This window comes from Kribbella sp. NPDC058693 (assembly GCF_042715335.1).
GTDB lineage: Bacteria > Actinomycetota > Actinomycetes > Propionibacteriales > Kribbellaceae > Kribbella > Kribbella jiaozuonensis.
The window spans coordinates 754,742-778,113 of sequence record NZ_JBHXSQ010000003.1; the positions used below are offsets into that span (position 1 = coordinate 754,742).

The 23,372-nt window shown below is 68.1% G+C and carries 25 protein-coding genes; 14 read left to right on the forward strand and 11 right to left on the reverse strand.

The features are described from left to right. Positions 1 to 14: 14 nt before the first annotated feature. On the reverse strand, positions 15 to 878 hold the full coding sequence (locus ACFWUU_RS21565) for a carbohydrate ABC transporter permease (protein ID WP_380177544.1): 864 nt from the start codon (positions 876 to 878) through the stop codon (positions 15 to 17). After that, positions 878 to 1,840 (reverse strand): carbohydrate ABC transporter permease, encoded by a 963-nt coding sequence (locus ACFWUU_RS21570; RefSeq protein WP_380177546.1) that lies wholly within the window; start codon positions 1,838 to 1,840, stop codon positions 878 to 880. Before ACFWUU_RS21570 ends, ACFWUU_RS21565 begins: the two co-directional genes overlap by 1 nt. Positions 1,841 to 2,101: 261 nt before the next feature. On the opposite strand from ACFWUU_RS21570, the gene ACFWUU_RS21575 reads away from it, so the two are divergent. Beyond that, positions 2,102 to 3,205 carry a hypothetical protein gene (locus ACFWUU_RS21575; RefSeq protein WP_380177548.1) on the forward strand — a complete coding sequence of 368 codons (1,104 nt, stop codon included), beginning with the start codon at positions 2,102 to 2,104 and terminating at the stop codon, positions 3,203 to 3,205. Here the strand turns inward: ACFWUU_RS21575 and ACFWUU_RS21580 are convergent. Together ACFWUU_RS21580 and ACFWUU_RS21585 are read right to left on the reverse strand one after the other, a co-directional pair. Next, a complete protein-coding gene (locus ACFWUU_RS21580) occupies positions 3,135 to 4,418 on the reverse strand; it encodes an MFS transporter (RefSeq protein ID WP_380177549.1) in 1,284 nt (427 codons plus the stop codon). The genes ACFWUU_RS21575 and ACFWUU_RS21580 overlap by 71 nt on opposite strands. A gap of 20 nt (positions 4,419 to 4,438) precedes the next feature. Beyond that, positions 4,439 to 5,053, reverse strand: coding sequence for a helix-turn-helix domain-containing protein (locus tag ACFWUU_RS21585; RefSeq protein WP_380177551.1), 615 nt, complete (start codon positions 5,051 to 5,053; stop codon positions 4,439 to 4,441). A gap of 163 nt (positions 5,054 to 5,216) precedes the next feature. On the opposite strand from ACFWUU_RS21585, the gene ACFWUU_RS21590 reads away from it, so the two are divergent. Beyond that, the gene (locus tag ACFWUU_RS21590) at positions 5,217 to 5,579 is read left to right on the forward strand and encodes a hypothetical protein (protein WP_380177553.1); all 363 of its coding nucleotides are present in this window, start codon (positions 5,217 to 5,219) and stop codon (positions 5,577 to 5,579) included. Positions 5,580 to 5,916: 337 nt separating this feature from the next. On the opposite strand, the gene ACFWUU_RS21595 is transcribed toward ACFWUU_RS21590, so the two are convergent. Continuing rightward, the gene (locus ACFWUU_RS21595; RefSeq protein WP_380177555.1) at positions 5,917 to 6,297 is read right to left on the reverse strand and encodes a PIN domain-containing protein; all 381 of its coding nucleotides are present in this window, start codon (positions 6,295 to 6,297) and stop codon (positions 5,917 to 5,919) included. Further along, entirely contained in the window at positions 6,294 to 6,545 is a 252-nt protein-coding gene (locus tag ACFWUU_RS21600; protein WP_137258871.1) for a type II toxin-antitoxin system Phd/YefM family antitoxin, read from the reverse strand. The genes ACFWUU_RS21595 and ACFWUU_RS21600 overlap by 4 nt, the downstream gene beginning before the upstream one ends. Before the next feature lie 158 nt (positions 6,546 to 6,703). Here ACFWUU_RS21600 and ACFWUU_RS21605 point away from each other — a divergent pair, with 158 nt between their 5' ends. Genes ACFWUU_RS21605 through ACFWUU_RS21615 form a run of 3 tightly spaced genes read left to right on the forward strand, consistent with a single transcriptional unit; the run spans position 6,704 to position 10,197 of the window. Further along, on the forward strand, positions 6,704 to 8,068 hold the full coding sequence (locus ACFWUU_RS21605; RefSeq protein ID WP_380177557.1) for a class I SAM-dependent methyltransferase: 1,365 nt from the start codon (positions 6,704 to 6,706) through the stop codon (positions 8,066 to 8,068). Then, positions 8,065 to 9,159: a hypothetical protein gene (locus ACFWUU_RS21610; protein WP_380177559.1), complete on the forward strand. Its 1,095-nt coding sequence runs from the start codon at positions 8,065 to 8,067 to the stop codon at positions 9,157 to 9,159. The genes ACFWUU_RS21605 and ACFWUU_RS21610 overlap by 4 nt, the downstream gene beginning before the upstream one ends. Before the next feature lie 54 nt (positions 9,160 to 9,213). After that, on the forward strand, positions 9,214 to 10,197 hold the full coding sequence (locus tag ACFWUU_RS21615; protein ID WP_380177561.1) for a GNAT family N-acetyltransferase: 984 nt from the start codon (positions 9,214 to 9,216) through the stop codon (positions 10,195 to 10,197). A gap of 55 nt (positions 10,198 to 10,252) precedes the next feature. Here ACFWUU_RS21615 and serC read toward each other — a convergent pair whose 3' ends face one another. Then, positions 10,253 to 11,377 carry a phosphoserine transaminase gene (gene serC / locus ACFWUU_RS21620; RefSeq protein WP_380177563.1) on the reverse strand — a complete coding sequence of 375 codons (1,125 nt, stop codon included), beginning with the start codon at positions 11,375 to 11,377 and terminating at the stop codon, positions 10,253 to 10,255. A gap of 108 nt (positions 11,378 to 11,485) precedes the next feature. After that, positions 11,486 to 12,337, reverse strand: coding sequence for a phytanoyl-CoA dioxygenase family protein (locus tag ACFWUU_RS21625; protein ID WP_380177564.1), 852 nt, complete (start codon positions 12,335 to 12,337; stop codon positions 11,486 to 11,488). Positions 12,338 to 12,441: 104 nt separating this feature from the next. Here ACFWUU_RS21625 and ACFWUU_RS21630 point away from each other — a divergent pair, with 104 nt between their 5' ends. Continuing rightward, on the forward strand, positions 12,442 to 13,191 hold the full coding sequence (locus ACFWUU_RS21630; RefSeq protein ID WP_380177566.1) for a helix-turn-helix domain-containing protein: 750 nt from the start codon (positions 12,442 to 12,444) through the stop codon (positions 13,189 to 13,191). Here ACFWUU_RS21630 and ACFWUU_RS21635 read toward each other — a convergent pair. Next, positions 13,188 to 14,300 (reverse strand): citrate synthase 2, encoded by a 1,113-nt coding sequence (locus ACFWUU_RS21635; protein WP_371404909.1) that lies wholly within the window; start codon positions 14,298 to 14,300, stop codon positions 13,188 to 13,190. The genes ACFWUU_RS21630 and ACFWUU_RS21635 overlap by 4 nt on opposite strands. 162 nt (positions 14,301 to 14,462) lie before the next feature. Between ACFWUU_RS21635 and ACFWUU_RS21640 the strand changes: the two genes are divergently transcribed. The 3 genes from ACFWUU_RS21640 to pdxH are packed head-to-tail and all read left to right on the forward strand — an operon-like array spanning position 14,463 to position 16,599. Beyond that, positions 14,463 to 14,984 carry a hypothetical protein gene (locus ACFWUU_RS21640; RefSeq protein ID WP_380177568.1) on the forward strand — a complete coding sequence of 174 codons (522 nt, stop codon included), beginning with the start codon at positions 14,463 to 14,465 and terminating at the stop codon, positions 14,982 to 14,984. Between the two features lie 31 nt (positions 14,985 to 15,015). Next, positions 15,016 to 15,948 (forward strand): hypothetical protein, encoded by a 933-nt coding sequence (locus ACFWUU_RS21645; protein WP_380177570.1) that lies wholly within the window; start codon positions 15,016 to 15,018, stop codon positions 15,946 to 15,948. Between the two features lie 9 nt (positions 15,949 to 15,957). After that, a complete protein-coding gene (gene pdxH / locus ACFWUU_RS21650; protein ID WP_380177572.1) occupies positions 15,958 to 16,599 on the forward strand; it encodes a pyridoxamine 5'-phosphate oxidase in 642 nt (213 codons plus the stop codon). On the opposite strand, the gene ACFWUU_RS21655 is transcribed toward pdxH, so the two are convergent. Beyond that, positions 16,548 to 18,722, reverse strand: coding sequence for an MMPL family transporter (locus ACFWUU_RS21655; protein ID WP_380177574.1), 2,175 nt, complete (start codon positions 18,720 to 18,722; stop codon positions 16,548 to 16,550). The genes pdxH and ACFWUU_RS21655 overlap by 52 nt on opposite strands. 109 nt (positions 18,723 to 18,831) lie before the next feature. On the opposite strand from ACFWUU_RS21655, the gene ACFWUU_RS21660 reads away from it, so the two are divergent. From ACFWUU_RS21660 to ACFWUU_RS21675, 4 genes are all read left to right on the forward strand, one after another. After that, complete coding sequence (locus ACFWUU_RS21660) at positions 18,832 to 19,548, forward strand: TetR/AcrR family transcriptional regulator (RefSeq protein ID WP_233715156.1); 717 nt, start codon at positions 18,832 to 18,834, stop codon at positions 19,546 to 19,548. A gap of 271 nt (positions 19,549 to 19,819) precedes the next feature. Continuing rightward, entirely contained in the window at positions 19,820 to 20,113 is a 294-nt protein-coding gene (locus ACFWUU_RS21665) for a hypothetical protein (RefSeq protein WP_233715157.1), read from the forward strand. Further along, a complete protein-coding gene (locus ACFWUU_RS21670; protein ID WP_380177576.1) occupies positions 20,113 to 21,093 on the forward strand; it encodes an SPFH domain-containing protein in 981 nt (326 codons plus the stop codon). The genes ACFWUU_RS21665 and ACFWUU_RS21670 overlap by 1 nt, the downstream gene beginning before the upstream one ends. 4 nt (positions 21,094 to 21,097) lie before the next feature. Then, the gene (locus ACFWUU_RS21675) at positions 21,098 to 21,703 is read left to right on the forward strand and encodes a CGNR zinc finger domain-containing protein (RefSeq protein WP_380177578.1); all 606 of its coding nucleotides are present in this window, start codon (positions 21,098 to 21,100) and stop codon (positions 21,701 to 21,703) included. Here the strand turns inward: ACFWUU_RS21675 and ACFWUU_RS21680 are convergent. Further along, positions 21,700 to 22,422: a hypothetical protein gene (locus ACFWUU_RS21680; RefSeq protein WP_380177580.1), complete on the reverse strand. Its 723-nt coding sequence runs from the start codon at positions 22,420 to 22,422 to the stop codon at positions 21,700 to 21,702. The genes ACFWUU_RS21675 and ACFWUU_RS21680 overlap by 4 nt on opposite strands. A 279-nt stretch (positions 22,423 to 22,701) precedes the next feature. Between ACFWUU_RS21680 and ACFWUU_RS21685 the strand changes: the two genes are divergently transcribed. Beyond that, a complete protein-coding gene (locus ACFWUU_RS21685; RefSeq protein ID WP_233715158.1) occupies positions 22,702 to 23,298 on the forward strand; it encodes a TetR family transcriptional regulator in 597 nt (198 codons plus the stop codon). Positions 23,299 to 23,372: the final 74 nt, after the last annotated feature.

The window sequence follows — 23,372 nt, forward strand, 5'->3', positions numbered from 1 at the left end:
GGGGTCCTTTCGGCTTAGCCCTTCAGGCCGGTCGTGGCGATGCCCTCGACGATCCGGCGCTGGGCGAGAAGGAAGACGATGAAGGTCGGCACCAGCGACAGCACCGACATGGCCAGCAGTTGTCCGTACGACGAGTCGCCGGTCGCGTCGACGAACCGCCGCAGCGCGACCGGCACGGTCTCGCTGCTCGGGTAGGACAGGTAGATCAGCTGGGAGAAGAAGTCGTTGTACGTCCAGATGAAGGTGAAGATCATCGTGGTGATCAGCACCGGTCCGGTCAGCGGCAGGATGATCCGGCTGAAGATGCGGACCTTGCCGCAGCCGTCGATCATTGCCGCCTCGTCCAGCGTCCGCGGGATCGTGCGGATGAACTGGACCATCAAGAAGATGAAGAACGCATCGGTGGCGAGGAACTTCGGCACCACCAGCGGCAGATAGGTGTTCACCCAGCCGAGGTGGAAGAACAGCACGTACTGCGGGATCAGCAGCGCGTGCGCCGGCAGCATGATCGAGCCGAGCATGATCGCGAAGAACACCTTCTTGCCGCGGAACTCCAGCCGGGCGAACGCGTACGCCGTGAGCGTGCAGGCGACCACGTTGCCGGCCACCGCGAGCACCGCGATCAGCATCGAGTTGATGTAGAACCGGGTGAAGGTGGGATCGGTCGCGGTCCAGCCGGCGATGTAGTTGCGCGGGTCGAACGAACTCGGGAACGGGTTGAGCTGCGAGAAGATGTCGGACTCGTCCTTGAAGGACCCGCCGACCATCCACAGCAGCGGATAGACCATCACCAGGGTGCCGGCGATCAACGCGAGATGGGTCAGCCACCTGCGGGTACGTCGCCGGGCTGCGGGGGCGTGCTGGAGTGTCGTCGTCATCAGCGGTCCTCGTAGTAGACCCAGCGGCGGGCGAGCCCGAAGTTGATCAGCGTGAAGATCGCGATGATCAGCAGCAGCACCCACGCCATCGCGGAGGCGTAGCCCATGTTCAGGTTCGTGAATCCCTGCTGGTACAGGTAAAGCGTGTAGAACAGCGTGGAGTCGGACGGGCCGCCGCTGCCGCCGCTCACGACGTACGCCGGGGTGAAGGCCTGGAAGGCCTGGATGATCTGCAGCACCACGTTGAAGAAGATGATCGGTGTCAGCAGCGGCACGGTGACCGACCAGAACCGTCGCCAGGCGTTCGCGCCGTCGACCGACGCGGCGTCGTACAGCTCCTGCGGTATCTGCTTGAGGCCGGCCAGGAAGATCACCATCGGCGAGCCGAACTGCCAGATGTTCAGCAGCACCAGCGTGTAGAGAGCCGTGTCGGGATTGGAGATCCAGCTCCGCCCGCCGACGCCGAAGAACGCGAGGAAGGCGTTGAGTACGCCGTCGTTGTCGAACAGCTGACCCCAGATCACGGCGATCGCGACGCTGCCGCCGAGCAGCGACGGGATGTAGTAGATCGAGCGGTACAAGGCCATTCCGCGCATCGGCCGGTTCAGCATCACGGCGACCGCGAGCGCGAATCCCAGCTGCAGCGGGACGGTGAGGGCGACGTAGATGAACGTGACCTTCAACGACTGCAGGTAGCGCGGGTCGTCGGTGAACATCTTCACGTAGTTGCCGAAGCCGTTCCAGGCGGGCGCCTGGAGCAGATTGAACTTCGTGAACGACAGATACAGGGATCCGAGCAGGGGTGCGGCGGTCAGCAGCAGCAGTCCCGCGAACCAGGGGAGCAGGAAGAGATAGGCGACCCGGTCCGTGCGTCGGGTGGGTCTGGAACGGATTGCCGGGGGAGGGATCTCAGCTGTCGGTTCGCGGCCTGCCGGAGCAGAGATCTCGGTGCTCGTGCTCATCGTGGCCTCCTCTCAGGAGTCCTTCTTCACCGATGTAGAAACTGGCCGGAAAATCGGCCGAAGCCTTCGGGGGCGGTCTGTGAAGGTCTTCGGCCGGTCTGTGGGCAGCACCAACGGGTACCACTTAGTGGAAGTGGTATTCCGCTACGCGAGAGATTAGGTCGCCGATGGATGAAGCGCAATACCTCAGTGGATTCGTATTCACACGTCTCAAACGCTCTGCGGCTGTGCTGGATCCGAGGCAGCGGTAACGTCCCGCCAATGACGAACAGCACCGCCTCGCGGTCGTCGTACCTGATGCGGGCCGGATTGGTCCGCAACGTGCGGTCCGGGGAGCACCTGACCACGTTCGTGGTGTCGGGGGTGGCGACCGTCCTGGTGACCCGGCTGATCCTCAGCCTCAGCGGCTACCCGCAGATCGGCGGCAAGGGTCTGCACATCGCGCACGTACTGCCCGGCGGTCTGCTGATGCTGATCGCGATCTCGCTACTGCTCGGGTACGTCGGACCCGTCGTCCGGCCGGCCGCCGCGACGGTCGGCGGGATCGGGTTCGGGCTGTTCATCGACGAGGTGGGCAAGTTCGTCACCTCGGACAACAACTACTTCTACAAGCCGACCGCGGCGATCGTGTACGTCGTCTTCGTGCTGATCGTGCTCGGGTTCCGGTTCCTCAGCACGCGGCGGCCGATCGACCCGCGGGAGGAGCTGGCCAACGTCATCGACCACGCCGTCGAGGGTGTGGCCGGTGGCCTTTCCCGGCGCCGCCGTGCGGAGGCGGCGGCGCTGCTGCGCGCCGTACCCCAGGCCGTGCAAGGACGGCGCGAGACCAGGGAGCTGCTGGCCGCCTGCCCTGCTGACGAGGTCGAGCTGGCCGCTCCGATCGACGCGGGCTGGCAGGCGCTGCAGCGCGGGCTTGAGCGGCTGGCGACCCACCCGAAGGCTCCGCGGGTGGCTGTCGCCGTACTGGCTCTGCAGGTTGTCGGTGCGCTGTTGATCGCGATCGTGGTCGGCGACGGGCTCAACCACCTTCCTGTGTTGGGCGTGACGGTAGGAAGCTTGCTGTCAGCAACGTTCACGGTGCGGGGCGCGCTGGCGCTGCGGAAGGGCAACCGGGTCCGGGCGGTGCGGCTGTTCGAGCTGGCCGTCCTGGTGTCGTTGCTGATGACACAGGTCTTCCAGTTCGCTGCCACCCAGTTCGCGGCCGCCGGCGGGATGCTGCTGGACCTGGTGATGCTCGGTCTGCTGCGGGCGGAGCGGGACCGGATGCAGCGCGAGCTGGCGAGCGCTACGAAGACTAAGACGCTGCGACTGCCACCCGATCCGGATCAGCCACCGTTCCCTGAGGACCCGTCGGATCCTGTGTAGCCTTCCAGTTCTCGTGCCGGCCGATCAGCACCGGGGACATGGTCGCGATCAGGTAGATCGCGCCGCCCGCCAGCACTGCAGGTGCGAAGCCGACGGCTGCGATGGCCACGCCGGCGACTACACCGCCGAGCGGTACGCCGGTCCAGCAGGCCGCATTCGACAGCGAGTTCACGCGGCCGAGCAGGTGGCGGGGGATCCGTTCGGCCCGGATCGCGCCGAGCACGGGGTTGATGAAGCCGGCTCCGATACCGCCCACGGCGTACACCGCCATCAGCACCCAGATCGGTGCGCCTGCCGCCAGGGCGATGAAGCGGGGTGCTCCGGCGATGAGGAAGGCGACGGTGAAGACCAGCTTGCGAGGGATCCGGTCGCCGATTGCCGAAGCCAGTAAGGCGAATGCGGTAGCGGTCACTCCGAACGCAGTGAGGATCAGACTGGTGTGTCCCGGGCCGTAGCCGTGTGTCTTGATCCAGACCGGCAGTAGGACGGTGCTGGTCGCGGCGTCGAGCAGATTGGTCACGGCGATCATCGTGACGAGGGGGAGCAGCAGCTTGTCGGAGCGGAGGAAGTGCCAGCCCACGAGGAGCCGTTGTCCATAGCCCTGCTCGGGTTCGTTGGTGATCTCCGGCTTGGCGAGCTTGGGGATCCAGCGGGCAATGAGTAGGGCGCAGACGCCGAACGATGCGGCGTCGATCCAGAGTGCGTTGACCGCTCCGACCAGGGTGATGAGTCCGCCGGCCAGTGCGTACGCGAAGAAGCCGGCCAGGCGTTCCGTCGTACTCTCCAGGCCTGTCACTCGCTCCAGGGGTACGCGGGCTGCTCGGGCGATGTCCGGGATCAGGGTCTCTTTCGCGGAGTCGCCCGGGCCGCGGAAGGCGCCGGCGATGGCGACCAGTACGAGGAGCGTGGGGAAGTGTAGTAGGCCGAGCGTGTGGAGGAGCGGGACGAGGCCGACTATCGCAGTACTTGCTGTGTCTGCGACCACGCTGATCCGGCGTGCGCCGACCTTGTCGATCAGCGGGCCGCCGACGGCTTTCACGATGACCAGCGGCGTCATCTCGGCCATGGCGACCAGACCGGTCTTGACCGGCGAGCCGGTGGTGATCAGTACGAACCAGGGGATTGCGATGGCGCTCACCCGGGTGCCGCAGATCGACACCACGTTCGCTACCAGGAACGCGATCAGCGGCGCGCGGTTTCCTTTGTCGCTCATTTGCCTCACCGCCCTCTGCCCTACTGCCGCGTCTCGCGCGGGAAGGCCTGGATCTGGACCGTGACCTGCTCGGCGCCCTCCGGCAGGGGAGCGGTCAGGTCGGGTGTCTTGTACTTCTCCAGCACCGCCATGACCTCGTGCATCATCGCGTCGAGCTGGTCGGCCCGCAGGTGGAAGAAGTAGTCGGAGAGCACGCTGGCGTCACGCCAGTCCTCGGGCATCGTCTGCATCGCGTCGATGTAGCCGAACATGTTCTCGGCGTACGTCTGGCCGACGCCGTGCAGGAAGCCCAGCGCCAGCTCGGGCTCCTGCTCGAGCAGCTCGGCCTTGTTGAACTCGGTGCCTTGGTGGGCGGACTTCCACCAGCGGTCGCGGGCGTTGCCGCGGGTGTCGTCCTCGACCACCAGACCGGCGTCGGCCAGTTGGCGGAGGTGGTAGCTGGTCGCGCCGGTGTTCACGCCGAGCCGACCGGCCAGGGTGGTGGCGGTCTGGGGGCCGTACACCCGGAGCAGGCCGACGATCCGGTTCCGCATCGGGTGGGCGAGGGCGCGCACCAGGTGGCGGTCCAGCCGGACTGTGCGGCCCGGCTCGGGGGTGGCTGGGGTGGCGCTCGCGGGGGTGGTCTCGTCGCTCATGGTGTTGAGCATAGGACTGCAAAGACTCTTTGCAAAGAGATTTTGCAAAGAAGTCCTGCGGTTGGTTGTCCACAGGTTGCGGATCGGTGCGCTGGGGTGGGCCGGATCGCGGCATCTTCTCTGTCGACCACGCATCCACCGTGAATGGAGAGAACCAGCAATGATGCGCGTGACGCTTGAGGACGCCGACTACTGCGACGTCCCCGCCGACCTGATGACGTTCGACGACGGAGCGGTGGTGTTCTGGCGCGAGGGCGAGGAAGTCGGCCGCCACCGGCAGGTCCGGATCCGCTCCCTCGAACTGCTCAACGTCCGCTCGATGACCCGCAAGATCGAGCGCGCCCGCAAGAACCACCCGAAGGCCTTCAGCCAGTGGTCCCCCGAAGACGAACAGACCCTGATCGAGATGTTCCACAACGGCGCCACCAAGGACGAACTCGTCACCAGCCTCGGCCGCCAGGAAGGCGGCATAGCCACCCGCCTCCGCTCCCTAGGCCTCCTCACCGACGACCAAAAACTCGAATAACCCAACCCCCCAGACGCCCGCAAAAGGCCGCCGCCTCCTACCGACCGTCCCTCGTCACGATCAGGTGTTGGGGGCAACCGAGGCGGCGACTGTTCTCTTGGCCGCCTTCGGCGGCGCGTGGACTGTGGTGATGTGTGCTGTCCGCTCGTGCCGGACTGCAGGCAGGGGGACTGCGCAAAGGCCGCCGCCTCAGGTGTTGCGGGCTGCGTTGTCCAGGGCGGAGCTCTGCGCGCGTGAATCGAGCGAAGGTCGTCGCGGCGGACTCTTACCGAGCAGTCTCCGGCTCGCTCGCCTAACAGGCGGGCGCTTACCGGAGCAGTCTCCGGCTCGCGGCCGGTCAGACGGCGAGGATCTCGACGAATTCCTGGACTGCGCGGAAGTCCTTCGGGTTTCGGGTGTAGAGGGCGGCCTCGTGGGTGGCTGCTGTGGCCGCAATTAGCAGGTCGAAGGCGCGGGCGCGGGGCTGCGCTCCCGCTGCCGCGACCGCCGCTGCGAAGGAGCCGTATGTGCGGGCAACGGCGTCAGTCACGGGTAGTGCCTCAAAAGCACGTTCAATACCGGCGAGGCGGCGCAGTCGGGCGGCGCGGATCTCCGGCGACTTCGCGACCAGCACGCCGAAGTGCAACTCGGCGAGACTGACGGTGCTGATCGCGAACTCCGCATCGACAGGCTCCTCCAGGCCCTTGATCAGGACACTGGTGTCGAGCAATGCCCTCATTCCGTCGGCTCCCAGGGGTCGACGAGGTCTTGGTCGATCAGGTCGCGATCGGTCTCCCAGTCATCGTCGGCGCGCCGACTCAGGACGTCTGCGATCTCGTCGTAATGCCGCCAATGGTCGCGTTCGGGCGGGCCGAGCACAGCCGCGGGGCGGCCGGAGACGGTGATCACCAGGTGCTCGCCGGCTTCGGCTCGGCGGACGAGATCGCTTGCGTGCTGCCGCAGCTCACGAAGTCCCAAGGCGTCCATGGATCCATGGTAGCACATGTGCTACATGACCGACCGTCGTGAACAAGCCACAACTGCGTCGGGGGTGCGGAGGAAATGTACACGGAGTTGGGCGGCGGCGACGGTGGGTTTGGGAGACCCTTTTGAGATCGGGCGTGGGGGTCGGAGACAATGGCGCGATGCAACCAGTGGTGCGGTCGGGCGAGCCGGCGCGGGCGGCGGAGGCCGGGGCGCTGGGCGTGGTTCGTGCTGCCTTGCTGGATCAGAGCGGTTTGGTGCGGGCGGTCGCGTCCGGGCGGCGGCGTGGGGGCGAGGCGCCGGCGTACCAGCGGGTCGAGGTGCGGTACGTCGATCTGAAGGGGCAGCGGCACCTGCAGATCACGGAGTTCGACGAGCGCCAGGCCCACACGCGGAACATCGCGGGAGCCGGGCCGGACGTCGCGGGATCCAAGCCGGCCGTCGGGGGAGCCGTGCCGGACGTCGCGGATGGCGGGTCGGGCGTCGCGGGGGCGGAGTCGGGCGTCGCGGATGGCGAGCCGGACGTCGCCAGGGCGGAGCTCGAGAAGGTGGTCGACGAGCTCCTCGGGTTGCCGTACGGGTCGTGGCATGTGGAGACGACGAGCGAGACGCTGCGGTTGCGGTACACCAAGAAGGGCAAGGAGCTGCTGCACCGGCAGGACGACAGCCGGGAGCAGGAGACCGGGCACGACCGGGTGAAGCAGCGGGTGCTCGATCCGGCCGCGCCGTTCCTGATCGAGCTCGGTATCAGCGACCACCTGGGCCGGGTCAAGCCGTCGCGGCAGGCGAAGTACAAGCAGATCGAGGAGTTCTGCAAGCTGCTCGCGCCGGCCCTCGACGAGGCGATCGCGGCCGGGCGGATCGCGAAGGACCGACCGCTGCAGGTGGTCGACCTCGGCTGCGGGAACGCGTACCTCACGCTGGCGGCGTACCACCTGCTGTCCGCGGCCGGGCACGACGTACGGATGACCGGCATCGACCACAACCCGGCGGCCCGGAAACGGAACGCCCGGGTGGTCGAGGCGCTCGGCTGGCAGGACCACCTGCGGTTCGTCGACGCGACCATCCAGGCGGCGGAGCTCGACGTACGACCGGACGTCGTACTGGCGCTGCACGCCTGCGACACCGCGACCGACGACGCGCTCGCGCGGGCGGTCGGCTGGGAGGCTCCGCTGGTGCTCGCGGCCCCATGTTGTCATCACGACATCCAAAAGCAGCTCAAGAGCGTCACACCACCGGCGCCTTATGCGCTGATGACGCGATATGGCATCGTTCGTGAGCGGTTTGCCGACGTCCTGACGGATTCGTTGCGGGCGGCGGTGCTCCGACAGGTCGGTTACCGGGTGGAGGTCGTGCAGTTCGTGGACAGTCAGCACACGCCGCGCAATCTGCTGCTCCGCGCTGCGCGGACCGGCGCGAAGCCGACCGCCGAGCTCCAGGCCGAGTACGACGCCCTGGTCGCCGAATGGCAGGTCAACCCGCGCCTCGCCCAGCTTCTGTTGCCTGCCGCCGAGGTGGGCTTGTGACGCGACTTCGGACTGCGTTCGCGCTGGTCGGCGCGACGCTCGTCACTCTGGCGGGTGTGGCACTTCCCACAACAGCCTCGGCGACGGTGGAGGCGGACCCGACCCCGGCGGCTCCGAAGAAGCTGTTCACGATCCGCGACGACCGGATCAAGGAGTCCTCCGGTCTGGCGAAGAGCGTGAAGCACCCCGGCACGTACTACACCGTGAACGACTCCGGCGACACCGGCCGGGTGTTCGCGATCGACGCGACCACCGGCAAGGTGGAGGCGGTACTGCGGTTCGGCGCGAAGGTGACCGATGTCGAGGCGCTCGGCGTGGACCGGGACGGCACGATCTACATCGCGGACATCGGCGACAACAAGGCCGACCGGGAGCAGATCGAGATCTACACGATCCCGGAGCCGGAGACGCTGGAGGACGCCGACGTCAAGTACCACCAGTTCGACTTCAAGTACCCGGACGGCGCGCACGACGCCGAGACGCTGCTGATCGAGCCGGGCACCAGCCAGCTGTACATCGTGACGAAGGAGCTGAAGGGCACCGGCGCCATCTACGCCGCCCCGCCGGCCCCGACCCGCCAGGGCACCAACGACCTCTCGAAGCTGGCGCCGGCCCCTTCCGGCATCATCACCGACGGCACGTTCATGCCGGACGGGCAACGCGTGGTCCTCCGGACGTACACCGACGTGGCAACGGTTGCCTGGGGCGACACTCCCACCGCGATCGCCCGCGGCGCCGCAGTCCTCGGCCAAGGCGAGACCGTCGCGGTCGGCCCGACCGACAACACCGTCCTCGTCGGCAGTGAAGGCGCCAACTCAGCCATCTATCAGCTGACGGCGCCCGCCAAGGCGGTCGCATCCACGCCGCCGTCCGCCAGCGCCACGCCCAAACCGGCCACGGCGACCGACTCCAACAACGCCGACTCCGGCAAGAACCACAACCTCCGCTGGATCATCATCGGCGCCAGCCTGTTCGCGCTGATCATCACGATCGTCACGTTCCCGCCGGGCCGCCGCGAACGCCGCGACCGCCAGGCCGAGAACGACCGCCTGACCGGCCAGGGCCCGCCGACCGGCCACCGCCGGGTCTGATCGACAGCTCAATCCGGAAGCTGTACGTCCGGAACCGGGCCTAGCATCGGGTCCATGGAGCACGAGTTCAGCGGCGAGGTTATCGAGTGGCGCGGTCCCGCGCCGTACTACTTCGTTCCCGTCCCGGACGAGGATGCTGCCGCGCTGAAGGCGGCCGCGTCGGCCGCCGGCCACCACAGCTGGGGGATGCTCCCGATCCGCGCTCGCCTCGGGAGCACGGAGTGGAAGACCTCGCTGTGGTCGAAGGACGGCGGGTACGTCGTGCCGCTGAAGGACGGAGTGCGTAAGCCCCACGGACTGGATGCAGGCGACACCGTGGACCTTCAGCTCACGTTCGAGGCCCCGGCTCGCAAGCAGCCGCAGCGGAAGGCGGCTCCGGCCAAGCGCGTTCCTGTTCCGCGTACCGCGGGTTCACGGGAGCCGGTGACCGATGAGCAGCTCACGATCGTCCCGGCGAACGAGGCGTCGTGGGAGGACCTGCAGGCGGTCTTCGGCGCCGGCGATCCCGGCCGGTGCTGGTGTCAGCGCTTCCGGATGCTGCCCAAGGAGTCCTGGGACTCCGAAGGTCCCGAAGAGCTCGCCGCCCGTCTCCGAGATCAGACGGCCTGCGGCCAGTTGGGCGGGGGGCGCACCGACGCTGGCGGAAGCCCGCAAGCTCCGGAGACAAGCGGCTTGGTCGCCTACCTCGACGGAGAGCCCGTCGGGTGGTGCGCTGTCGCGCCGCGGGCGGACCACCCGAGGCTGGTGCGCGACTTCCGCGTCCCCTGGCTCGGCCGCAACGAGGACAGGACCGACCCCACGGTCTGGGCCGTCACCTGCTTCGTCACCCGCGCCGGCTTCCGGCGCCGAGGCATCGGCCGCGCTCTCGCCCGCGCCACGGTCCCGTTCGCGCGCAAAGCCGGAGCCCACGCCATCGAGGGCTACCCCGACCTCGTCGACGGCGGCTCCGTCGGCACCCTCGCCATGTTCACCGATGCGGGCTTCGCCGAGGTCAATCGCCCCGGCAACCGACGAGCGGTCCTCCGCATCAACTTCTGATCCAACGAAACAGCCGCCGCACCCCGAGCAAGGGGCGCGGCGGCTGCAGGCGGTGCTACTTGAGGTTCTCGACCACGTAGTCGATGGCCTGGGTCAGCTTCTCGACGTCGTCCGGGTCGACCGCGGGGAACATCGCGACGCGGAGCTGGTTGCGGCCCAGCTTGCGGTACGGCTCGGTGTCGACGATGCCGTTGGCGCGGAGGACCTTCGCGACCGCGGCCGCGTCGATCGCCTCGTCGAGGTCGATGGTGCCGACGACGAGCGAGCGGGCGTCGGGGTCGGTGACGTACGGCGTCGCGTACTCCGACTTCTCGGCCCAGGTGTACAGCCGGTTGCTCGAGTCCGTCGTACGGGCGACGCTCCACTTGAGACCGCCCTGGTTGTTGATCCAGTCGGTCTGCTCGGCCATCAGGAACAGCGTGGCCAGCGACGGCGTGTTGTACGTCTGGTTCTTGCTCGAGTTGTCGACCGCGGTCGCGAGGTCCAGGAACGCCGGGATCCAGCGGCCGGTCGCGGCGATCTCCTCGACCCGGGCGAGTGCCGCCGGGCTCATCAGCGCGATCCACAGGCCGCCGTCGGACGCGAAGCCCTTCTGCGGCGCGAAGTAGTACACGTCGGCCTCGTTCACGTCGACCGGCAGACCGGCCGCACCCGACGTCGCGTCGATCGCGACCAGTGCGCCCTCGTCGGCCCCTTCGACGCGCTTGACCGGCGCCATCACGCCGGTGGAGGTCTCGTTGTGCGGCCACGCGTACAGGTCGACGCCGGCCTCGGCCACCGCGACCGGGCGGGTGCCGGGGTCGGACTTCACGATCGTCGGGTCGCCGAGGTGCGGGGCCAGCTGCGCGGCCTTCGCGAACTTCGACGAGAACTCACCGAAGCTCAGGTGCTGGCTCTTCTCCCGGATCAGCCCGAACGTCGCGATGTCCCAGAACGCGGTCGAGCCGCCGTTGCCGAGCACGACCTGATAGCCCTCGGGCAGGTTGAACAGATCGGCCACGCCCTGCTGGACGCGGGCCACCAGGTTCTTCACCGGGGCCTGGCGGTGGGAGGTGCCGAGCAGCTTCGCGCCCTCGGTCGCCAGGGCCGCGATCGCTTCCGGGCGGACCTTTGACGGGCCCGAACCGAAGCGGCCGTCAGCAGGCTTGAGCTCAGCAGGAATCTGAATGTCGCTGGTCACCAGCGTGTTCCCTTCGTCGTCTGCATCTCAGAAAGCCGACGACGCTGTCAGCGCACACCATCCTCGCACACCGGTCCCACCCCACCGCCCCGGGGCTCACCGCGCGGACTACTCGTGCTTGCGGGTGATGGTCTGCGTGCCAGTCAGGACCGCAACCGGGCCGTCCGGTGTCTCGGTCCACTCGCCGCAGGCGCCGCCGCCCTCGGCCACCTCGAGCGTGAGCTCAGTCCCGTCCATCCGGAGCGCCGGGTGGTAGTACTGCGCCACCCGCTCCGCCTCGCCCTCGATGTAGTGGCCGATCAGCGCCCGCCGGAACCGGTCCGTGGTGACGTTCGGGTTGCTCCCGTGCACCAGCGCCCCGTGGAAGAACAGCACGTCGCCCGGTTCCATTACCACCGGTACGGCGGACCCGGTCGAGGGCAGCGGCACCGTCACGTCGGTGAAGCTGACCGTGGTGTCGGCCTTCTCCGTGCAGAGGATCGGCCAGCGGTGCGAGCCGGGGACGACCTCGAGGCACCCGTTCGCCTCGTCGACCCGGTCCAGCGCCATCCACGCCGCGACGCACGTCCCCGGATCGGCCTTCAGATAGAAGTTGTCCTGGTGCAGCGCCTGCCCGCGGGAGCCCGGCGGCTTGAAGTACACCATCGTCTGTACGGCGTACGGCGACCTGCCGAGCAGTGTCGTCATCACCTCGTCGATACGCGGGTCGATCATCCACTGCAGTGACGTCTCGTCCCACCGGTGCATCTGCGCCATCCGCGGGTACCGCTTCAACGGGTCCCGGTCGGTGGAGTTGTGCCCCGCGAAGTCGTTCGCCCGCGGACCGCGCTGCCGGACCTCCATGTAGTGGTCCCGCAACCGGTCGACCTCGTCGGTGCTGAACAGTCCGCGCACCAGCGTGTAACCGGTCCGCTCGAACTCTTCCCGAAGTACGGCGTCGATGTTGGATGAAACGCTCATGCGCGACTCCCGCGACTGTGCTCTAGGCTGCCTGTCAGAACCAATTCTCCTGCCAGGTACCAGTACCGAACCACGGAGGATTCGCGCGAGGAGTTGAACTTTTGTTGCATCGACTGGAGCTCGAGCGGATGTCCGCACCGACCTTCTGGCGGTGTGAGCCGAGCTGGTCCTGGACCTCACCGGTCCTCAAGGACCACCTGCTCTGGTGCGTGATGGACGGTCGCGGCGAGCTGGAGCTCAACGGCGTGGGTCAGGAGCTGCACCCGGGAGTCTGCGCGGTCTTCCAGCCCGGCGACGCCCCACGCGCCACCCATGACCCGCACCGCCGGCTGCTGGTCTTCGGCATGCACTTCCAGACCACCGGTGCAGCACCCGATCCACGCTGGGGCGAGGTGATGGACCGCGAGCTGCTCGGCGTCCTCGCGCGGACGAGCGACGCGTCGTACCGCCGCCAGGACGCACTCGGCCGACGCCAGGCGGAACTGTGCCTGGAGCAACTGATCGCGCTGATCTGGGACGCCGTGCACAACCCCGGACGACGCGTCACCGACGCCGCCGTCGACGAGACCGCCCGGCAGCTCCGTCAGGACCCCGGCCGGGACTGGAGCGTGGCCGAGATGGCCGCCAAGGCCTCCCTGAGCCGGGCGCAGTTCACCAGAAGGTTCGTCGCGCAGTTCGGCATGTCACCCGCGCAGTACCTGATCCAGGCCCGGATCGACCGCGCGCACCAGCTGCTCACCGAGAGCGGCATGACTGTCACCGAGACAGCCGCCGCCCTCGGCTACACCGACGTTCCGTACTTCAGCCGCCAGTACAAGCAACGCACCGGCCGCACGCCCAGCCAGGACCGTTAGGCCCAGTCCGGGTTCCAGCCCTCGATCGCGTCGGCGGGCCGGGACGCGGGACCGGAGTAGATCGCCGACGGCCGGATCAGCCGTCCGGTCCGCTTCTGCTCCAGCACGTGCGCACTCCAACCCGCAGTACGCGCGCAGGTGAACATCGAGGTGAACATCGGCGGCGGTACCTCCGCGAAGTCCAGGACGATCGCCGCCCAGAACTCCACGTTCGTCTCCAGCACCCGGTCCGGCCGCCGCTCGCGCAGCTCGGCCAGCGCGGCCTGCTCCAGCGCCTCGGCCACCTCGTACCGCGGTGCGTCCAGCTCACGCGCCGTACGACGAAGGACCCGGGCGCGGGGGTCCTCGGCGCGGTACACCCGGTGCCCGAAGCCCATAAGTCGCTCGCCCGCGTCCAGCAGGCCCTTCACGTACGAGCGGGCGTCACCCGACCGCTCCACGCCCTCGATCATCGTCAGCACCCGCGCCGGCGCACCGCCGTGCAGCGGACCGGACATCGCGCCCACCGCACCGGACAGCGCCGCGGCAACGTCCGCACCGGTCGAGGCGATCACCCGCGCGGTGAACGTCGACGCGTTCATGCCGTGCTCGGCCGCGGACGTCCAGTACGCGTCGACCGCCTTCACGTGCTTGGGATCCGGCTCGCCGCGCCAGCGGATCATGAACCGCTCGGTGATCGTCGTCGCCTTGTCCACCTCGCGTTGCGGGACCATCGGGTGGCCGACGCCACGGGCTGCCTGGGCGACGTACGACAACGCCATCACCGCCGCCCGGGACAGGTCCTCACGCGCCTGTACGTCGTCGATGTCGTAGAGCGGCCGCAGACCCCAGGCGGGTGCGAGCATCGCCAGCGCGGACTGTACGTCGACCCGCACGTCGCCGGTGTGCACCGGCAGCGGGAACGGCTCCGCCGGCGGCAGGCCCGGGGTGAACGCACCGTCGACCAGCAGGCCCCAGACGTTCTCGAACGGCACCCGGCCGACCAGGTCCTCGATGTCCACGCCGCGGTAGCGGAGCGCCGAACCTTCTTTGTCCGGCTCGGCGATCTGCGTGTCGAACGCGACCACGCCTTCCAGCCCGTGCTGCACCTCGGTCCTCGGATCAGACATGCGACTCCCTCGTCCTCGTCTCGGCGCGCAGGCCCACCAGGCAGGCGCGCACCCTGGGCGCTCAGGCAGCATAGTTCTCCGTACTGATGACACGACAGCTTTGTGACCCGTTCGAGGACTTCGCGCCGCGGGTGGACCGCCGAGAGGTCTACGCTCGACGGCATGGCCAAGCCCCTCCCCGCCCTCGGGCTCGTGATCGGCATCATCGCTTCCTACGCCGCCATGGTCGTCGCGTCGTACGCGACCACCCGGCTGCTGCTGCGGGTCCAGACCTTCCGTAGCGACGTCGGCCAGGTGCTGCCCTGGCTCGCCCTGATGGCCGCCATAGCGGTGGTGCTCGGCCTGCTGATGATCGCGCCGGTGGTCGGATCCGGCGTGACGGTCGGCGCCGGTCTGCTGCTGACCGTGTCCGGAGTGGCCGTGCTGCTGCTGCCCGTGGCGCAGGCGATCGACCTGGTGAAGTTGTTCCAGTTCCCGGGTTCGCGGTACGGCGGGTCGTACCTGCTGTTCGACGGATCGGTCATCCTGTTCGGCATTCCGCTGCTGCTGGTCGGCATCCGGCGCTGGGCGCAGGACGCCAAGCTGGCCAAGCTGATGGCGGGTCCGGGTCAACTCCAGGACGCGCCCAACTACCCGCAGCAGTGGGGCGGCTACCCGGGCCAGCAGCAACAACCGCCGCGATAACTTTCCCCGCAGAGTCGGCATCAGGCTCTGCATGGAAACGCTGGTCGCCTACACCTTCGCGCACGACAGCGCCGCACGTGCCGCGGCCGGTCGCGACCGCGTCGAGGCGTACTACGGCGCCCGGCCCGAGGTGAATCCGTCGGACGAGCGGCCGAACGTCGACCCGCTGTTCGAGCTGCGGTTGCCGGACGGGTGCGTTTGGACCAACCGGCCGGTCGCGGCGTTGTTGTTCGCGGGCGTGCCGGCGGTCGCGTCGTCGCGCGGATGGACCTTCGCCGCGGGCTGCGGATGGTTCATGGCCGACAGCACGCCGTACGACGGTGTGCTCGCAGTATCCGGGACGGCACGCATTGTTGCCGACGGCCACCGTCAGCAGCTGGAGCCGGCCAACCTGATCGAGCAGGCGCTCAGCTGGCACAGGTACGCAGAGGGACTCGCCTCGTCCAACTGGCTCTTCGGCACACCACCCGATGGATTCATGGCCACCGAACCGATCGGCGAGGTTGCCCACGGCTACTTCTACCCACGCGACGTGGAGCAGCTCGACGCACTCCCGTTGCCCGACAAGCTGCGTGCCTTCAGCAACCACCTGCAAACCCGGCTGATCCCTGCCGCCGGTCCGACGCAGGCGGCCCGCGCCGCGGTGGCCGCGCGGATCGACCACGTGCTGCAGGAAGCCGTCGACAACGGCATCGAGGACGCGACCATGCTCGACTACTTCAACGCCGTCGAGCCCCTGCGCCGCGGGGCCGCGCCGTTCGACACCGTGCGCAGGAATCTCGCCTCGGCCGCCGATCGCGACCTGATCGAACCGCTGCTGGCCGACGTCGAAGGCTTCGGCGATCTCAGCACCCTCTGGGCCGCCTCGGTGGCAGGCGCGAGCTCGGCCAGCGGCGAGGCGACGCTCCGTCAGGCCCTGTGGCGAGCCACCTTCGATCAGCACCTCGCCGAGGTCAACAAGTAGGCTCGACGCGTGGATCTTGCGGAGATGCGGCGTACGTACGGACTGGGGGAGCTGCTCGAGGATCAGATGGCCTCTGACCCGATCAAGCAGTTCGAGATCTGGCTGCAGCAGGCCCGGGACGCCGGCCTGGCGGAGCCCAACGCGATGGTGCTGGCTACGGCCGACAGCGACGGGCGGCCATCAGCACGGACCGTCCTGCTCAAGCGCGTCGACGAGCGCGGGCTCGTGTTCTACACCAATCAGCAGTCCCGCAAGGCCGATGACCTGGCCGACAACCCGCACTGCGCGCTGGTGTTCCCGTGGCACGCGATGGAGCGCCAGGTCCGCATCGAGGGCACGGTGACCAAGCTCCCGACCGACGAGGTCGACGAGTACTTCGCCGGCCGGCCGCGCGAGTCACAGCTCGGCGCGTGGGCATCCCAGCAGAGCCAGCCGGTCGCATCCCGTGAGGAGCTCGACCTGCAGTACGCGTCGTACGAACGCCAATGGCCGGAGGGTACCGAGATCTCCACCCCGTACTTCTGGGGCGGTTATCTGGTCGCCCCGGAAGCGTTCGAGTTCTGGCAGGGTCGCGTCGGCCGGCTGCACGACCGCCTGGCCTACCGCCGGGCCAGCTCCGGTTCCTGGGAGCTCGTCCGGCTCCAGCCCTGATCGGTCTCCCGGAAGCCGTTCCGCTCCCACCACCGCACGAGCGGCCGCGGTGCCCACCAGTTCGCGCGTCCCAGCAGCCGCATCGTCGCCGGCACCAGCAGCGCCCGGACGATCGTCGCGTCCAGTGCGATCGCGATCACCAGCCCGACGCCGATCATCTTTACGAACACGATGCCCGACGTCGAGAACGCCGCCACCACGATGATCAGCAGTAGCGCCGCACTGGTGATGATCCCGCCGGTCCGCTGCAGCCCGTGCGCTACCGCCTCGGTGTTGTCGCCGGTCCGGTCGTACTCCTCCCGGATCCGGCTGAGCAGGAACACCTCGTAGTCCATCGACAGCCCGAACAGTACGGCGAACAGCAGCACCGGGTTGGTCGCATCGAGGAACCCGGCCGGCGTGAACCCGAGGAACCCGGACAGATGCCCGTCCTGGAAGATCCACACCATCGCCCCGAAGGCCGCCGACAACGACAACACGTTCATCAGCAACGCCTTCGCCGGCAGCACGAACGAGCCGAAGGCAATGAACAGCAGCACGAACGTCACCACGACAATGAACCCGGCCATGTACGGCGCGCGCTCCTTCAGCACGTGCAGCAGATCGATCACCGCCGCCGTCTCACCACCGACCTGGACCTGCGTACCAGCCGGCGCAGGCACCGCCCGCACCCCATGGACGACGTCCCGCGCCACCAGCTCCTGCCCGGTGAAATGGGTGTGCACGACCACGGACGCGACACCGTTGGCATAACCACCGATCCGCACGTTCTCCACGTCCCGCACCTGCTGCAACCGCGAGATGTACGGCGCCAACGCCGCCGCCGGATCGCTCGGAGCAGAGTCGAATCGCACCGCCGAGTAGATGTCCGACCCGCCGGCGCCCGGGAAGTCCTGCTGCAGCGTCTCGGTCACCGTCCGCGAAGTAGCGCCCGGCGGCAACGACCGGTGGTCTACCCCGCCCAGCTGTGCGGACAGGAACGGAATCCCCAGAATCAGCAGCACCGGAACGAGCACCAGCACATACCGCAGCGGTCGCCGCATCACACTGTGCGCAAGGCGATACCAAGCACCGTGCTCATCAGAAGCCTTGCGTGGCTTGAAGATCCGCAGACTGTTCACCCGATGCCCCAGTACGCCGAGCAGTGCTGGCAGGGCGGTCAGCGCTGCGATCATCGCGATCGCCACAGCGGCGGCACCGCCGTACGCCATCGACTTCAGGAACATCACCGGGAACAGCACCAGGCTGCTGATCGCCACGCCGACCGTCACGCCGGAGAACGCGACCGTCCGCCCGGCCGTGGCCATCGTCGCGGTCAGCGCCGTCTCGACATCGTTGCCGCGAGCAAGTTCTTCGCGGAACCTGGTGACGATGAACAGCGCGTAGTCGATCGCCAGCCCGAGCCCGATCATCGTGACGATGTTGATCGAGAAGATCGACACGTCGGTCACCGCCGACAGCCCGCGCAGCAGCACGAACGAGCCGAGGATCGCGAGCGCGCCGACGAACAGCGGCAGCGAAGCCGCGACCAGACCACCGAAGACGACCACCAGCAGCACCAGCACGATCGGCGTCGAGATCGACTCGGCCTTCACGATGTCGTGCTCGGTCTGCGTGTTCACCTCGTCGAACACGGCGACCTCACCGCCGACCTTCGTCTCCAGCCCGGGCGGCGCGGCACGCACCTCAGCCGCGATCCGGTGGAACGTGTCCAGCCGAGCCTCCTGCGTCGCGCCGGCCAGCGTGAGCACGGCGTACGTGCTGTGCTGGTCCTTCGACACGAACACCGGCGACTTGGTGCTCCAGTACGTCGAAACGCCGGTCACGTCGGCGGTCGGCAACCCGGCGAGATGGCTCTCGACGGACTGCTTGAACGCCGGGTCGGCGACGGTCTCGGACGGGCTGCGATACAGCACGACGACGTCGGTGCCGGTGCGGCCGACGTTCTGCTCGATCGTTGCGACGGCGTTCGCGGCCTCGGTGTCCGGCGCGTCGAAGCCGCCGTTCGCGAGCGACCCGAACACGCCGGTGCCCCAGGCCAGCCCGAGCACGACGAAGACTCCGGTCAGGGCGAGCACCAGCCGGCGGCGCCGATACATGAAGTGGCCGAGCGTCTCGAACACGAACTCTCCCCCAGGGCGTTAGATTGGAGCAGCGGGCGTTGAGTGAACAGCGTTAACTGTTAACACTGTAAACGCCTGGCCTGAGTTGATGTCAAGGAGGTTTCGCGGGTTGGGAGAGTCCGGACGCGACCGGCGCCGTGCGGCGACGGTCGTCGAGATCAAGGCGGCGGCCCGCCGGCTGCTGGTGAGCGGCGGCCCGGCGGCGATCGGACTGCGGGCGGTCGCGCGCGAGCTCGGGCTGACCCCGCCGGCGCTGTACCGGTACTTCCCGAGCCACGAGGCGCTGATCGGCGCGCTGGTCGCGGACCTGTACGACGAGCTGACCACCGGGCTGATGACCTTGGAGGCGTCCGAGGAGGCCGTCGACCTCGGTGTGAAGCTCTACCTGCTCGCGAACGGCTTCCGGGACTGGGGGCTGGCGCATCCGGCGGAGTTCGCGCTGCTGTTCGGAACGGCGGTGCCGAGTCCGGAGGCCGACGACCACGAGGAGACGCCGGGGCACCAGGCCGCGATGCGGTTCGGGGACCTGTTCAAGCAGCTGGTCGCGTCGATCTGGTACCAGAAGCCATTCCCGTACCCGTCCGACGACCTGCTCGGTCCGACGCTGATCGAGCAGCTGACGCAGGAGTCGGAGCATTTCAGCGGCATGCCGCCGGGTGCGATCTACCTCGGCCTGACCTACTGGACGCGGCTCTACGGCCTGATCTGCATGGAGGTCTTCGGCCAGCTGCACTGGGTGCTGCCGGATGCCGGCGCGTACTTCGAGGCGCAGCTGCGCGAGATCGGCGAGGCGCTCGGGCTGGACTGCCCGCCGCCGGAGGCATAAGAAAGCCTGCGGGCGCTTCCAGAGACACGACCGGGTGGCCGAACTCAGGGTCAGGCGGACTACCTGACTGCCCGCAGGCCCGGTGGCTGGCGTTGGTTTCGGCCGACCACTTGCCCACTTGATTGTGGTTGGCGGTTAGCCCGCCGCCACCTCACGAGTCCGATAGCAATTCATGCGTTGGACCACCTCCCTTCGCGTGTACTGAGAACCTACTGCCGGCCGGTTCGTCGTTCAACCGTTTTTCGCCCAGGGATGAACGACAATCGTCGGCATGATCAGACTCGGGCTGCCGGTGATCGTGCTGTTGATCGGAACCGCCTGGTTCGGGTGGGCGTCGTACCGCCGGGCCGTCCAGGCAGAGCAGGCGCTGGCCGAGGTCAACGCCGAACACCGGGCGCTGATGAACGAGGTCAGGTCGCTCGAGCGGGCGGTCGCGGCTGCCGAGCAGGGCCTGCGTACGCTCAGCTCGCATCCGTCGGTACCGCGCGACGTCGCGGTCACCGCCGACCTGACCCTCGCCGACGTACGGCGTCTGGTGGAACGCAACAAGGAGCTCGACGACTGATGGCAAAACTGGGGAACGCAGCCGCCGCGATCAAGCCCAAGGGGAATGTGAAGGTGAAGGTGATCGGCGGGCTGATCGTCGCCGTGATCGCGCTGATCATCCTGTTCAACCTCTTCAACTTCGCGAACACCGACGCGAACCGGATCGGCCTGCACTACGGCGGCGGCGTGATCGAGGACAAGAAGTTCAAGTCGATCGTCCCGCCGGGCTCGACGAACAAGCTGATCGGCCCCGGCGACACGCTCTACACGTACCCGATCGACCAGCGTTCGTACATCATCGGCGGTGACGGCGCCGACACCGACGCGGCCGACGAGGTCACCGTGGTCAGCAAGGACAACGTCCGGCTCGGCGTCCGGGTACAGGTGTATTTCACGCTGAACCGGGACAAGGACGTGATCAAGTCGTTCCACGAGCGCATCGGCCTGAAGACCGAGGCCTACGAGGAGAGCGGCTGGAACGACATGCTGCAGAGCTACTTCCGGCCGCAGATCGACCGCGCGCTGTCCGCGGTGGCGACCAACTACAACTGGGCCGAGCTGTACAACAACGAGGCGAAGAAGTCCGCGTTCCAGAGCGCGGCGGCCAAGGAGTTCACCCGGCTGCTGCCGGCCGCGGTCGGCGGTGACTACTTCTGCGGTCCGGGCTACAACGGCAGCAACGACTGCGGCGAGCTGTCGTTCACGATCCAGAAGCCGATGCCGCTGGACAAGGGCATCATCGACGGCCTGGAGGCCAAGCAGCGCGCCGAGCTGGCGAAGGCGACCCAGGAGCAGAAGAACCAGCAGGTCAACGTCGAGCTGCAGTCGGTCAAGCAGCAGGTCGCGATGCTCGGCGCGAACGGCTACCTGCTGAAGACCGCGATCGAATCGGGCAAGATCCAGTTCATGGTCATCCCGCAGAACGGCAACGTCAGCATCCCGGTGCCGACCACCACGCCGTCCACTCCCAGCGACCAGCCCACCCAACCGGCCCGGTAACCAGATGAATGCGCTGCCGTCCCACCTCGAGCTGGTGCAGGGTGTCGTCCTGCCCAAGCCGGTCGGCGCGCATCCGGTCCTCGACTTCGTCAACACCCGGTCCGAGTGGACCTCCCGCGGCCCCGCCCGGACCGAGTGGCTGACGTCGTACGAGGCCTTCCTGATCTGGAACTCGTACGTCGGCCTGTTGTCGCCGGCCAGCGTGTTCCGGTTGATCGAGCAGGCCGGCAGCAGCCCGACCGAGGTGGCACGGCGGCTGCAGGCCACGCTGGACTTCCGGGTCGACCTGTACGACGTCCTGACCGACCAGGCGACCGATACGACCTTCGAGGCTGCCGCGCGCCTGATCGAGAAGGCGTACGGCGGTCGCCGGCTCGTGCACGCCGACGATGGACTGACCTGGGAGCTGCGGGAGGATCTCGCGCTCCCGCTGCACAACCTCGCGCTACTCGCCGGCGAGCTGCTCACCGGTCCGTCCCGCGAGCATGTCCGCACCTGCCCGTCCTGCGGCTGGTTGTTCCTCGACCCGCGCGGACGCCGCCGCTGGTGCTCGATGGCCACCTGCGGCAATCGCGCCAAGGTCCGCGCCCACGCGGCCCGTGCGCGCTAGTTGAAGGCTGCCGGGTCGACCGTGATCCAGGTGTGCTTCGCGCGGGCGAGCACGCGGCCGTCGGCGTCGTACAAGGTGCTGGCGGTGAACGTCTTGCGGCCGTCCTCGCCGAGGTAGCGGCCGAGCGCGACGCATTCCTCGCCGGCCTGCGGTCGCGCATCGATGCACGCGGTCAGCTGGCCGAGCACTGACGGACGTCCTTCGAGGTCGATCGTCCAGCCGCCGGGGCAGTCGAGCGCGGCCCACAGGAACAGTTCGTCGACCAGTCCGTCGGTCGCGAGATCCGCGGCCGGCGTCCAGGTGCACGCCGTACGCCCGTCGCCGACCGGACCGGGCTTCAGCCGCAGACCGCCCTGGTTCTCCGGCCCGCAGACGAAGCAGTTCGGGAACGGATGGTCCTGCAACCCGCGGTACGCCGCCTCCGCCGCCCGGGCCTCCTCCGGCGGGACCGGCTCGATCGTCGCGTCGGCGAGGAAATCGCTGTCGACCGGTACTGCATCCGCGACCAATTCGTCACCGTCAGTCAATTGAGCGCCGGCGTCGCCGGCCGACAGGCCGAGGTCCTTCTGCAGTGGTGGCGGCATTCGCAACTTCACCTGCGGCACAAATGCGCCATTGAGTTCCGCCGCCAACCTCGTCCCGACCAGGCCGGCAACGTATCCGCCGTTCCCCGATCGCTCCGGCCCCCGGAATCGTTGGTCGACCCACACAGAAGTCATGGCCCTGGACTCTAACCCAATAACAGGTTTCACCCGACCGTGCACGGGCTGTGGTGGAGGTGTGAGTGCCGAGAACCGTGGGAAGGAAAGGGTTTCAGAGAAATCTGAGGATTTCTCGGAACAACTGAGCTGAGCCCTCCAGTTCAAACGACCGTTTGAACTATGCTGACTGCAGGCTACTGCGCGTGAGCAGGTGGGGTGCCTGCGCGAGCGGTAGTCGGGGGGAAGGAGAACTCTGTGGAAACACCGGTCGAAACGACCCGGGAGAGATTGCTCAATGTGGCTGAGCAACGATTCGGAGAAGGGGGTTACGAGGGAACATCGCTGCGGGCGATCACGGTCGCAGCAGCCGCGAACATAGCGGCCGTCAACTATCACTTCGGTTCGAAGGAAGCGTTGCTGCGGGCTGCCGTGGCGCGTGCGATGGCGCCGGTCAACACCGAGCGGCGGCGTCGGCTGGACCAGTTGGAGGCCAGCGGGCCACCGACACCGGAGGAGCTGATCCGGGCGTTCATCGAGCCCGGGCTGGAACTGGTACTGCGCCGCGGCGAGCGTGGTGCCGTGGTCGCGCGGTTCATCGGCCGGATCGCGTTCGATCCGAGCCGGCGGATCCGGGAGCTGTACGCGGCCGAATCTGATCCGATCGAGAGTCGCTACCTGGCCGCCCTGCAGCGGGCGTTGCCGCAGGCGTCACCGGATGCGGTCGCCTTCGGGTACATGAACATGCTCGGTCTGCTCGCCCTGCACCAATCACAGGCACTGTCCCCGACGCCGGGTGCCGCCGGCTCCGGAGCCACTGCCGAGGATCCCGGCAAACTCGCCGAGAACCTGGTCGCGTTCCTGGTTGCGGCGTTCGACCGCGGCCTGCGGGCCTGACCACATCGCCGATGCCCCGGAAACCGTGGATCCCTGCCTACGGCTCCCGGGTGTCACCTCCTCACCCTGCGCAC

Coding starts and splice junctions, on each gene's coding strand:
- ACFWUU_RS21565 (WP_380177544.1), bottom strand. CDS start 878: ATGACGACGACACTCCAGCACGCCCCCGCAGCCCGGCGACGTACCCGC.
- ACFWUU_RS21570 (WP_380177546.1), bottom strand. CDS start 1,840: ATGAGCACGAGCACCGAGATCTCTGCTCCGGCAGGCCGCGAACCGACA.
- ACFWUU_RS21575 (WP_380177548.1), top strand. CDS start 2,102: ATGACGAACAGCACCGCCTCGCGGTCGTCGTACCTGATGCGGGCCGGA.
- ACFWUU_RS21580 (WP_380177549.1), bottom strand. CDS start 4,418: ATGAGCGACAAAGGAAACCGCGCGCCGCTGATCGCGTTCCTGGTAGCG.
- ACFWUU_RS21585 (WP_380177551.1), bottom strand. CDS start 5,053: ATGAGCGACGAGACCACCCCCGCGAGCGCCACCCCAGCCACCCCCGAG.
- ACFWUU_RS21590 (WP_380177553.1), top strand. CDS start 5,217: ATGCGCGTGACGCTTGAGGACGCCGACTACTGCGACGTCCCCGCCGAC.
- ACFWUU_RS21595 (WP_380177555.1), bottom strand. CDS start 6,297: ATGAGGGCATTGCTCGACACCAGTGTCCTGATCAAGGGCCTGGAGGAG.
- ACFWUU_RS21600 (WP_137258871.1), bottom strand. CDS start 6,545: ATGGACGCCTTGGGACTTCGTGAGCTGCGGCAGCACGCAAGCGATCTC.
- ACFWUU_RS21605 (WP_380177557.1), top strand. CDS start 6,704: ATGCAACCAGTGGTGCGGTCGGGCGAGCCGGCGCGGGCGGCGGAGGCC.
- ACFWUU_RS21615 (WP_380177561.1), top strand. CDS start 9,214: ATGGAGCACGAGTTCAGCGGCGAGGTTATCGAGTGGCGCGGTCCCGCG.
- ACFWUU_RS21625 (WP_380177564.1), bottom strand. CDS start 12,337: ATGAGCGTTTCATCCAACATCGACGCCGTACTTCGGGAAGAGTTCGAG.
- ACFWUU_RS21635 (WP_371404909.1), bottom strand. CDS start 14,300: ATGTCTGATCCGAGGACCGAGGTGCAGCACGGGCTGGAAGGCGTGGTC.
- ACFWUU_RS21640 (WP_380177568.1), top strand. CDS start 14,463: ATGGCCAAGCCCCTCCCCGCCCTCGGGCTCGTGATCGGCATCATCGCT.
- ACFWUU_RS21645 (WP_380177570.1), top strand. CDS start 15,016: ATGGAAACGCTGGTCGCCTACACCTTCGCGCACGACAGCGCCGCACGT.
- ACFWUU_RS21665 (WP_233715157.1), top strand. CDS start 19,820: ATGATCAGACTCGGGCTGCCGGTGATCGTGCTGTTGATCGGAACCGCC.
- ACFWUU_RS21670 (WP_380177576.1), top strand. CDS start 20,113: ATGGCAAAACTGGGGAACGCAGCCGCCGCGATCAAGCCCAAGGGGAAT.
- ACFWUU_RS21675 (WP_380177578.1), top strand. CDS start 21,098: ATGAATGCGCTGCCGTCCCACCTCGAGCTGGTGCAGGGTGTCGTCCTG.
- ACFWUU_RS21680 (WP_380177580.1), bottom strand. CDS start 22,422: ATGACTTCTGTGTGGGTCGACCAACGATTCCGGGGGCCGGAGCGATCG.